The 7,948-nt window shown below is 69.1% G+C and carries 8 protein-coding genes; 4 read left to right on the plus strand and 4 right to left on the minus strand.

Going from position 1 to position 7,948, the window contains the following annotated elements; translation table 11 throughout:
* From JWR86_RS12935 to grxD, 3 genes are all read left to right on the plus strand, one after another.
* A partial coding sequence (locus JWR86_RS12935; RefSeq protein WP_299566154.1) for an AIR synthase-related protein occupies positions 1 to 1,498 on the plus strand: 1,498 nt, incomplete at its 5' end.
* 13 nt (positions 1,499 to 1,511) lie between these two features.
* Positions 1,512 to 1,748 (plus strand): BolA family protein, encoded by a 237-nt coding sequence (locus JWR86_RS12940; RefSeq protein WP_299566157.1) that lies wholly within the window; start codon positions 1,512 to 1,514, stop codon positions 1,746 to 1,748.
* A gap of 94 nt (positions 1,749 to 1,842) precedes the next feature.
* On the plus strand, positions 1,843 to 2,181 hold the full coding sequence (grxD, locus tag JWR86_RS12945) for a Grx4 family monothiol glutaredoxin (protein WP_299566160.1): 339 nt from the start codon (positions 1,843 to 1,845) through the stop codon (positions 2,179 to 2,181).
* 64 nt (positions 2,182 to 2,245) lie between these two features.
* Here grxD and JWR86_RS12950 read toward each other — a convergent pair whose 3' ends face one another.
* On the minus strand, positions 2,246 to 4,039 hold the full coding sequence (locus tag JWR86_RS12950; RefSeq protein WP_299566163.1) for an ABC transporter transmembrane domain-containing protein: 1,794 nt from the start codon (positions 4,037 to 4,039) through the stop codon (positions 2,246 to 2,248).
* Positions 4,040 to 4,216: 177 nt separating this feature from the next.
* Here JWR86_RS12950 and rpmE point away from each other — a divergent pair, with 177 nt between their 5' ends.
* Positions 4,217 to 4,495 (plus strand): 50S ribosomal protein L31, encoded by a 279-nt coding sequence (gene rpmE, locus JWR86_RS12955; RefSeq protein ID WP_299566166.1) that lies wholly within the window; start codon positions 4,217 to 4,219, stop codon positions 4,493 to 4,495.
* Between the two features lie 557 nt (positions 4,496 to 5,052).
* On the opposite strand, the gene JWR86_RS12960 is transcribed toward rpmE, so the two are convergent.
* The 3 genes from JWR86_RS12960 to JWR86_RS12970 form a co-directional block, all read right to left on the minus strand.
* A complete protein-coding gene (locus JWR86_RS12960; RefSeq protein WP_299566169.1) occupies positions 5,053 to 6,060 on the minus strand; it encodes a branched-chain amino acid ABC transporter permease in 1,008 nt (335 codons plus the stop codon).
* Positions 6,060 to 6,947, minus strand: coding sequence for a branched-chain amino acid ABC transporter permease (locus JWR86_RS12965; protein WP_299566172.1), 888 nt, complete (start codon positions 6,945 to 6,947; stop codon positions 6,060 to 6,062). Before JWR86_RS12965 ends, JWR86_RS12960 begins: the two co-directional genes overlap by 1 nt.
* A gap of 393 nt (positions 6,948 to 7,340) precedes the next feature.
* Positions 7,341 to 7,948: ABC transporter substrate-binding protein (locus tag JWR86_RS12970; protein ID WP_299566175.1), on the minus strand; the 608-nt coding region annotated here is incomplete at its 5' end.

Genomic DNA, 7,948 nt, shown 5'->3' on the forward strand with positions numbered 1-7,948 from the left:
CTGCCTCGAACTGATGGCATCGGGAGCCGTCATCGCGATCCAGGACATGGGCGCCGCGGGCCTGACCTGCTCGGCCGTCGAGATGGGCGCCAATGGCGATCTTGGCGTCGAGCTGCATATCGAGAAGGTGCCGGCGCGCGAAGCCGGCATGACCGCCTACGAGATGATGCTGTCGGAGAGCCAGGAGCGCATGCTCATGGTTCTGGATCCCGCCAAGGAGGAGGAGGCCGCGGCCATCTTCCGCAAGTGGGGTCTCGATTTCGCGGTGATCGGCAAGACCACCGACACGCTGCGCTTCGTGGTCCGGCATGGCGGCGAGACGGTGGCCGACCTGCCGATCAAGGAGCTCGGCGACCTCGCGCCGATGTACGACCGGCCGCATCTCGCCAACACCTTCGAGCCGACCATCGCGCCGGAGAGCGTCGAGCCGCCGATCGGCAATGCCGATGCCCTGCTGCGCCTCGTCGGCTCGCCCGACCTCTGCTCCAAGCGCTGGGTGTGGGAGCAATACGACCACCTGATCGGCGGCAACACCGTGGGCGGGCCGGGCGGGGACGCCGCTTTGGTTCGAGTGGGAGACGGCCCGAAAGGTCTTGCCCTCACGGTCGACGTGACGCCCCGCTACTGCGAGGCCGATCCGGTCGAGGGCGGGAAACAGGCCGTCGCGGAGGCCTACCGCAACATCACGGCGGTCGGCGGCCTGCCGCTGGCGGTCACCGACAACCTGAATTTCGGCAATCCCGAGCGGCCCGAATACATGGGCCAGCTCGTCGGCTGCATCGCCGGGATCGGCGAGGCCTGCCGGGCCCTCGACTTCCCGGTCGTGTCCGGCAACGTGTCGCTCTACAACGAGACCAACGGCCGCGGCATCCTGCCGACCCCCACCATCGGCGGCGTCGGCCTTGTGGACGACGTGGCGGTCCGGGCTTCGATCCCGTTCAAGCGCGAGGGTGAGGCCGTGATCGTGCTGGGCGCGACGGCGGGCTGGCTCGGCCAGTCCGTCTACCTGCGCGAGATCTGCGGCCGGGAGGAGGGCGCGCCTCCGCCGGTCGACCTCGCGGCGGAGCGCCGGGCCGGCGACTTCGTCAGGGGTCTGATTCGGGCTGGCCGCACCGACACCGTCCATGACGCCTCCGATGGTGGCATCGCGGTGGCGCTGGCCGAGATGGCCATGGCCGGCGGCATCGGGATCACGCTCCAGGCCCGCGACATGCCGTCCACCGTGCCGCTGCATGCCTTCCTGTTCGGCGAGGACGGCGCCCGCTACGTGCTCACCTGCCCGGGCGAATCCATGTTCGATCTGCGGCGCGAGGCGACCGAGGCCGGCATCCCGAACTGGTATCTGGGCATGACGGGCGGCATCGAGATCACGCTGCCGGGCGAAGAGCCGCTGCCCATCGCGACCCTGAGCAGCGCCCACGAGAGCTGGCTGCCCGATTACATGGCCGGCCCGGCCGAGGCCGAGCCTGAGCGTGAGCCTGAGCCCGAGGCGGCCTGAAGGAGTTCGGCGGATGGCAATGGATGCGGCGGAGATCGAACGCATGATCAAGGAGGCGCTGCCCGACGCCTTGATCGAGATCCGCGACCTGGCGGGAGACGGCGACCATTACGCCGCAACGGTCACGTCGGCGGCGTTCCGGGGCAAGAGCCGGGTGCAGCAGCACCAGATGGTCTATGGCGCGCTCGGTGGCCGCATGGGCGGGGTGCTGCACGCGCTTGCGCTCACCACGGTCGCGCCTCAGGATTAGCGCAACGGGATGGCCCCGGCTTGTGAAGCGCCCGGGGCCGTCCGCATATACGGCGAACTCTGGGCGGCTGCGGCCGCCCGTCGCGGAGATCACGATGACTGACGCTCATGCCCTGATCGACAACGAGGTGAAGTCGAACGACGTCGTCCTGTTCATGAAGGGGACGCCGCAATTCCCGATGTGCGGCTTCTCCGGCCAGGTCGTGCAGATCCTGAACTATGTCGGGGTGCCCTATAAGGGCGTGAACGTGCTCGACGACGCCGCCATCCGGGACGGGATCAAGGCCTATTCCAACTGGCCGACCATTCCCCAGCTCTACGTAAAGGGCGAGTTCATCGGCGGTTGCGACATCACGCGCGAGATGTTCCAGGCTGGCGAGCTGCAGCAGCTCCTGGCCGAGAAGGGTGTCGCGGTCACCAAGCCGGCCGCCTGAGGACCCCGGCCCGGCTCGCCCGGGCCCGGCCGGCCTCGCCGAGGCCGGCCCACCCTGCCCCGAGTCACCCGGCGGCGTCGCTCGAGGGCACCACGGCCTCGCCGAATTGCAGCGCGGCAAGGCGGGCATAGAGCCCGCCGCGGCGCGACAGCGCCTCGTGCGTGCCCTCCTCCACGATCGCCCCGTCGTCCAGCACCAGGATGCGGTCCGCCGACCGTACGGTCGCCAGCCGGTGCGCGACCACGAGGCTGGTCCGTCCGGACATGAGCCGCTCCAGCGCCGCTTGGACCGCCTGCTCGCTCTCCGCGTCGAGGGCCGAGGTCGCCTCGTCGAGAAGCAGGATCGGCGAATCCTTCAGCACCGCCCGGGCGATCGCGATGCGCTGCCGCTGACCGCCGGACAGAGTGACGCCGCGCTCCCCGATCTCGGTCGCGTAGCCGTGCGGGAGGGCGGAGATGAAGCCGTGCGCGGCCGCCACCTCGGCGGCCCGGCGGATCTCGGGTTCCGACGCCTCGGGCCGGCCGTACCGGATGTTGTCCAGCACCGAGCCGCGGAAGACCGTCGGCTCCTGCGGCACCAGCGCCATCCGGCTGCGCAGCGCGGCGGGGTCGAGCTCGCGGATCGGCACCCCGTCCACCAGCACCCGGCCCGTCTCCGGATCGAAGAAGCGCAGCAGCAGCTGGAACACCGTGCTCTTGCCGGCACCGGAGGGCCCGACAAGCGCCACCCTCTCGCCGGCTCCAACCGAGAAGGAGATGCCGCGGAGCGACGGGGTGTCGCGGGCCGGGTAGCGGAAGCTGACGGCCTCGAACGCGACCGTGCCGAGCGGCGGCTCGGGCAGCGTCTGGGGGAGGGCCGGCCGGGCGACCAGCGGTTCGGAGGCCAGGATCTCGCCGAGGCGTTCGGCCGAACCTGCCGCCGCCGAGAGCTCGCCATAGACCTCCGAGAGCTGCCCGAGCGAGCTCGCCGCGAACACGGCGTAGAGGACGAATTGCGACAGCCGTCCGCCCGACATGTGGCCGGACAGGACGTCCTGGGCGCCGTACCAGAGCACGCCGACCACGCTCGCCGAGACCAGAAAGATCACGGCGCCGGTCAGAAAGGCCCGGGCGCGCGCCGCATCGCGCGCAGCCCGGTAGGCAGCTTCGGCCTCCGCGGCGAACCGCGCCGCCGTCGCGGCTTCCATGCCGAAGGCCTGCATCGTGCGGACCGCCCCCACGGCTTCCGCCGCATAGGCCGAGGCGTCGGCCAGCCGGTCCTGCGAGGCCCGCGACCGGCGCTGGACCGCCCGGCCCGAGAACACGAGCGGCAGCACGATCAGCGGAATGGCCAGAATCACGAGCCCCGAGAGTTTCGGGCTGGTCACGATCATCATGACCAGTGCGCCGACAAACAGCGCGACGTTGCGCAGCGCCATGGAGATCGAGACGCCGAAGGCGCTCTTCACCTGCGTCGTGTCGGCCGTCAGGCGGGACACCAGCTCGCCGGAGCGGGCGGCGTCGAAAAAGGCCGGGTCGAGGGTGGTGAGCCGTCGGAACACCGCGGCCCGCAGGTCCGCCACGATCCGCTCCCCGAGCGTGCCGACGAGGTAGGCCCGCAGGGCGCTGGCGACCGCGATGGCCGCGACCACGCCGATCAGGACGCCGAAATAGGCGTCGATCAGGCGGCCGCTGCCCTCAGAGAAGCCGTGGTCGATGACGCGGCGGGCCGAGACCGGCAGGGCGAGAGTGGCGGCCGACGCGACAACCAGGGCGCAGAGCGCAGCCGCGATCCGTCCCTTGTAGCGAAGGCCGAACGGGACCAGGGGCTTCAGCGAACGGAGCGATGCCCGTGACCGATCGGGGGAAAGTGCCGGCATGACCTCACATCTGCGGCGCAGCCGCAGGCGGCGCGAATCGTCTCCGGTCTCTTCGCGCAAGCGGATTGCTTGTCACCTCCGGGACGCTGCGTTATAGCGCGGCCATTCGAGATATGAAGGCGGACGCGTCGCCGGGCCGCTCTGCCCGGCTCAGCCCGTTTCGCGAAGGACACCCCCATGGCTGAGAACAATCAAAAGGCCATCAAGGTCGAGAAGCGCGAAAAGGGCGCGACCGTCCACCCGGATTACCACGTGATCAAGGTGGTGATGACCAATGGCAGCGAGTTCACGACCCGCTCGACCATGGGCAAGGCCGGCGACACCCTGAACCTCGACATCGACCCGAACACGCACCCCGCCTGGACCGGCGGCCACCAGCAGCTGCTGGATCGCGGCGGGCGCCTGTCGCGCTTCAACAACCGCTTCGGCAACATGTTCGCGGTGAAGCAGGGCTGAGCCCTTTCGCTCGGGCTCGCCCGAGCGGAGTGCGAAGGCGCAGGGCGGGATCCGCCCCAAGCGGTTCAGCCCGGCGCTGAACCGCTTGATCTGTTGCGCCCGCAGCGCGGGCTTCCGCCGCGGCAGCTCGTAATCGGGGCACCCCCGGCCGAGGCCGCGCCGACGTCAGATACCGATCACGGGCCGCGCCCGGGCGAAGATGCGCCCGGAGGATCGCGGCCGTCATGCTGCCCGGACTTGGCCGGTCGCTCGGGCGCGCCGGATCTGCGGGCCGCTCCCGCCGCACCACCGACGCCTCCGCTAGCGCGGCACCCGGAGGGGGCTGCGCCGCGAGCGGTCAGGCCCTGCCGATCGCCGCGAGCACGGGCAGCCGCAAGACGATCCCTTTGGGGACAGGTGGATGAACCGGGAGGAGCGGTCCGGCGCAGGCCGCGAGGCCGGCGGCCGTCCGCAACGGCCGGCTCAGTTCCGGCCTCGGCTTCCGTCGAGCACCGGGCCACTTTCGAGGTGCCCGACCGGCACCTCGAATCAGGCTCCGCGAGAGCCTCGCGTCGAGACTAGAGCGGCCGCTTCAACAGCCGTGCGAACAGGCCGACGATTCCCTCCCGGAAGGCCAGCACGCAGAGCACGAAGATCACGCCCTGCACCACCAGCACCCAGGCGCCCAGCGTCGCCAGGTAGTTCTGCATGGCAACAATGACCGCGGCACCGACCATCGGGCCGAACACCGTGCCGAGGCCGCCGACCAGCGTCATCAACACGACCTCGCCGGACATGGTCCAGTGCACGTCGGTCAACGAGGCGAGCTGAAACACGATGGCCTTGGTGGCCCCGGCGAGGCCGGCGATCGCCGTCGAGAGCGTGAAGATGAGCAGCTTGTACTGGTTGACCCGGTAGCCGAGCGAGATCGCGCGCGGCTCGTTGTCCCGGATCGCCTTCATAACCTGCCCGAACGGCGAGTGGATGATGCGGTAAATCACGAACAGGCCGAACAGGAAGATCACCGCGACGAGGTAATAGAGCGCCTTGTCGTCAGCCAGGTTGATGAGGCCGAACAGATGGCCGCGCGGCACGGCCTGGATGCCGTCCTCGCCGCCCGTGAAGGGCGCCTGGACGGAGAAGAAGAACACCATCTGGGCCAGCGCCAGCGTGATCATGGCAAAATAGATGCCCTGCCGCCGGATCGCGAGCGCGCCGAAGACCACGCCGAGAAGGGTCGCCGTGACCACACCGGACACGATGGCGAGTTCGGGCGTGAGCCCCCAGCGCTTGGCCACATAGGCCGTGACGTAGCTCGCCATGCCGAAATAGGCGGCGTGGCCGAAGCTCATCAGCCCGCCGAAGCCGAGCAGGAGATTGAAGGCGCTCGCGAACAGCGCGAAGCACAGCACCTTCATCAAGAAGACCGGGTAGAGCACGAAGGGCGCCACCGCGAGCAGGGCCGCGAGCCCGATGAAGATGCTGCGGTGGAGCGCCGCGGAGCCGCGGTTCTCAGGCGCCGCCGCCGCAATGGGGGCCTCGTCGAGGACCGGCCCGCCGCCGGCTGCAATTGTCCCGTTGGCCATCACGCGGCCCTCCCGAACAGGCCGGCCGGCTTCACGAGCAGGACCAGAACCATGATGACGAAAATCACCGTGGCCGAAGCCTCCGGGTAGAACACCTTGGTGAGCCCCTCCACCAGGCCCAGCGCGAACCCGGTGATGATGGAGCCCAGGATCGAGCCCATGCCGCCGATCACGACCACGGCAAAGACCACGATGATGAGGTCGGCGCCCATGTTCGGGTTCACCGAATAGATGGGCGCGGCCAGCACGCCGGCGAAGGCCGCCAGCGCCACGCCGAAGCCGTAGGTCAGGGTGATCATCAACGGCACGTTGATGCCGAAGGCCTGAACCAGCGTCGGGTTCTCGGTGGCGGCCCGGAGATAGGCGCCGAGCTTCGTCTGCTCGATCACGAACCAGGTCGCAAGGCAGACGACCAGCGAAGCCACCACGACCCAGCCCCGGTAGTTCGGCAGGAACATGAAGCCGAGATTCTGCCCGCCGCTGAGTTGCGTCGGGATGCCGTAGGGCAGCCCGGACACCCCATACTGGTTGCGGAACAGCCCCTGGATGATGAGGGCGAGGCCGAAGGTCAGCAGCAGGCCGTAGAGGTGATCGAAATTGTACAGCCGCGCCAGCAGCGTTCGCTCGATCAGGATCCCGAGGGCGCCGACCACGAGCGGCGCGAGAAGCAGCGACCACCAATAGCCGACGCCGAGGTAGTTCAACAGCATCCAGGAAACGAACGCGCCCATCATGTACTGGGCGCCGTGCGCGAAATTGATGATGTTGAGGAGCCCGAAGATCACCGCCAGCCCGAGGCTCAGGATGGCGTAAAACGAGCCGTTGATCAGCCCGAGCAGCAACTGCCCGAACAAGGCCGCGGAGGGAATACCGAAGATCGTGGTCATGCGGTCATGGTCTCGAGCGCTCCGCCCTTCGGGGGCTCAGGCGATGGAACGTGGCGCGGTCGGCACACCGGAGCATGGCTGCTCCGCGGGCCGGCCTCAAGTGGATGACGCCTCCGGGCTTTCGCCCGGGGCGTCGCGTCGTAGCGGCCAGGGCGGTGCCGAGGACGGCGCCTCCCGATCAGGGCTCGCGTCCCTCGGCCAGCAAGCCATTCCCCAGGACCCTGGCCAGGCTCCCGGGGAAGATCCCGACCGCCTCTGCCTCCCGGGGCTTTCACCTCGCGGAGGCAGGCGTCGTGAAGCTTGCGGCCCTCGGCACGGGTGACGGCCGTGCCGAAGACAGTGCCGTGGGCCGGGCCGGGCGCAGGCGGGCGCCCAGCCGACCCGGCTCTCCGGTCAGGTCTTGCCGACCAGCGGGCACTTCCCCTCTGCGAGCGGGCGCCACACCTGGTCGGCCGGCACCCTGGCCAGAACCTTAAAGAGGTCCCATTCGGCCTTCGATTCCTCAGGCTTCTTCACCTCCAAGAGGAAGGCATCGTGGATCTTGCGCCCGTCCTGGCGCACCGTCCCCTTGCCGAAGAGCGGATCGTCGGTCGGGTTGGCCTTCATCCAGGCCATCACCTTGGCCGGGTCTTTGCCCTTCTCGGCCGCGACGCCCTTCAGGTAGTGGATGACGCTGGAATACACGCCCGCATTGGTCATGTTGGGCATCCGGCCCGCCCGCTCGAGAAAGCGCTTCGACCAGGCCCGCGTGCCCTCGTCCACGTCCCAGTAGAACGTCTCGCTCAGCACCAGCCCCTGTGCCGTCTTGAGGCCCAGGGCCTTCACGTCGTTGATGAACATCAGCAGACCGGCCAGCTTCTGGCCGCCCTGCGTGATGCCGAATTCCGACGCCTGCTTGATGGAATTGACGGTGTCGCCGCCGGCATTGGCGAGCCAGATCACCTTGGCCTTGGAGGACTGCGCCTGCAGCAGGATCGAGGAGAAGTCGTTGCTCGTGAACG

It is taken from the genome of Enterovirga sp. (assembly GCF_028290205.1).
Lineage (GTDB): Bacteria > Pseudomonadota > Alphaproteobacteria > Rhizobiales > Beijerinckiaceae > Enterovirga.

Excerpts from the sequence above, each read along its gene's own strand:
- JWR86_RS12940 (WP_299566157.1), top strand. The coding sequence starts at position 1,512 with ATGGCAATGGATGCGGCGGAGATCGAACGCATGATCAAGGAGGCGCTG.
- grxD (WP_299566160.1), top strand. The coding sequence starts at position 1,843 with ATGACTGACGCTCATGCCCTGATCGACAACGAGGTGAAGTCGAACGAC.
- JWR86_RS12950 (WP_299566163.1), bottom strand. The coding sequence starts at position 4,039 with ATGCCGGCACTTTCCCCCGATCGGTCACGGGCATCGCTCCGTTCGCTG.
- rpmE (WP_299566166.1), top strand. The coding sequence starts at position 4,217 with ATGGCTGAGAACAATCAAAAGGCCATCAAGGTCGAGAAGCGCGAAAAG.
- JWR86_RS12960 (WP_299566169.1), bottom strand. The coding sequence starts at position 6,060 with ATGGCCAACGGGACAATTGCAGCCGGCGGCGGGCCGGTCCTCGACGAG.
- JWR86_RS12965 (WP_299566172.1), bottom strand. The coding sequence starts at position 6,947 with ATGACCACGATCTTCGGTATTCCCTCCGCGGCCTTGTTCGGGCAGTTG.